Origin of the sequence: Prevotella conceptionensis 9403948 (genome assembly GCF_000312305.1) — a bacterium.
In the GTDB taxonomy this organism is placed as follows: Bacteria; Bacteroidota; Bacteroidia; order Bacteroidales; family Bacteroidaceae; genus Prevotella; species Prevotella conceptionensis.
In genome coordinates, this window is record NZ_HE999445.1 from 449,827 (window position 1) to 451,926 (window position 2,100).

At 38.8% G+C, this 2,100-nt stretch carries 2 protein-coding genes and 1 pseudogene; all 3 read right to left on the minus strand.

The genetic code is table 11. The features are described from left to right. Window positions 1–330, minus strand: a pseudogene (locus BN93_RS16645) (RHS repeat-associated core domain-containing protein); the annotation flags it as partial. A 744-nt stretch (window positions 331–1,074) separates the two neighbouring features. Further along, window positions 1,075–1,410, minus strand: a complete 336-nt coding sequence (locus BN93_RS06200) for a DKNYY domain-containing protein (RefSeq protein ID WP_198007494.1) — start codon at window positions 1,408–1,410, stop codon at window positions 1,075–1,077. Between the two features lie 340 nt (window positions 1,411–1,750). After that, the coding region (locus tag BN93_RS18505) for a hypothetical protein (RefSeq protein WP_044259945.1) at window positions 1,751–2,100 on the minus strand (350 nt) is incomplete at its 5' end.

Consider the following 2,100-nt stretch of genomic DNA (forward strand, 5'->3'; position numbering starts at 1 on the left):
TTCATACTTCGCACCCTCCGCCATTCCGTTTGCCTTTATCAGACGGTTAAGGTCGTCGTAGGCATAAGTGTGGTTGAAAGCGCCGCCAAGTTTCGCCTTGCTGCTATTGCCATTATCGGCCTGTGTCGGGTCTACGGCATTGGTGATACCCAAGATATTGTCCACAGCATCGTATTGGTACTTGTTTTCCATCACAGCCCGGCCGTCCGCCGTAAGGTTCATCGCCTGCAGACGTTCACGCTGCTTGTCGTAGGTGTAGGTCGTTTCCGTGCCGTTGCCCAGCTTGGTGTAGACGGTATGGCCGTCCTTGTCATAACCTATCCTGTCAATAACAACGCTTTCATGCCCCTGTTTATTGCCCGAAAGGCGAACTATTTGTCCTGCTGCATGGTAGGTACTACTTAATCGTTACTTTACTACACATGCTTATTTACCTCTTTGTACAAAGCACTACTTTGGATTTCGAGTTCTTCTTAATTTTCCCTTTGAATCTGCCCAGAAATATTCCTTGATATACACCTGAGCTCCCATTCCTGAATGGATTACAACATATCTTGTATTGGGACGAAACTTAATTCTCCGAAGATTTTTAGTAATACCATAACTGCTCATTTCCTCCACAGATAATTCAGACGATACGTTTTAAAGTTTATTGTGTCACAACTCCTAGTGTCAAATTCATTTTTCTTTGTAATGAAGAACAGATGACTTTCGCTAGGATCTAGACAGTCGGACTCTATTTCCATATGTAAAAAGTTATGCACTATCAAAAGTTGCCGGCTCTCATCAAGTGAGAAACTATGATTCTCGTTACAAGCTATTAAGAAAGGCAACACCATAAAAATACAAACAGAATATATTTTCTTCATTTCTTTTTTTATTGTGACGTGTCTAAAATGGGGTATTCCCTCCTCTGTTTGTATTATAATCCATGTCCCAGAAATTCGTGCGCAAGTCCTTATTATAATGTGAATATAATATTACTGCCGTGAGATAAATGATAACCATATACTTTATTTTTGCTTAAGGAGTGACCAGTCCACTTCCCGACCTTCATAGAATAATTTTTCTCCATCAGTAAGCATATCTATCTCCAATATATTTAAATGACACGGGATTGGCTTTTTCTATGATATATTCTTCAAAATAGCACCCTCCACCATCTTCTGCATCTTCACAAACAATTTTTAAAGGATAGTATACCCTTTGTATATCCTTTGCATATCCTGTATTCTTACATACTTTAAATGATTTTACATCCACACCTTTCAATGCTCGCATATAAGAATGTAGATATACAGAATCTGCATAACCGCCATAGATGCTATCACCCAAACGTGTATAACCATCTATAGTTTCTCCTTCCTGAAGTCTTACCCAATTTCCTTTTTCAACGTAGTTATGTTTCACTCTTGCGCAATTTGTAAAAACAATGTACATTGTAAGAGCCACTAATATGCGAAAAAACAGAATCATTTACTTAATTTTTATATGTATATATCTTTAGGAATGGATTTGTCCATGACATAGGTGTAAATCTAACTCCAACATGAGTACTAATAGGAGAATGTCTATTCAAATTGGCATCGCAAGTAGAATGCTCATGCCCTATCTGCGTGGGAGCGGTGGAGTGGTTGCTGTCCCTCCATGAGGTTCTTCGGCCTTTCGGATGCCTTCGATGTTATGACGTTCGCTGCATCCAAATATTGTCCACGGATCGTATTTTATTTTATGGGCATGAGATACACATTCACATGAATTCCCTCACAAATGAACTATCAAACTGTTCGCCAGATGTTTCGTTTCTTATGAAACATTGCTTATTTTCCGAGTCTTTCAAACTTTCTAGAACCAATTCTTTGGAGTTAAGTGTTTGAATGGGATCCTTTGTACATACTTTATTCTCATCTATTATAATTAAGGTGTCTTTGACGAGCTTATAACGCAAAAACATGACGGTATCTGAGATACAATCAAAAATAGCTGTAGAATCTCGGTAAAAGAATAAGTTTGCATATGTAGCAGTTCTGTAATCATTGTCCACAGCGCGCCAATGTCCTATAATATCTTCACCTACAATACGTTTGTCCTTTTGGGGGG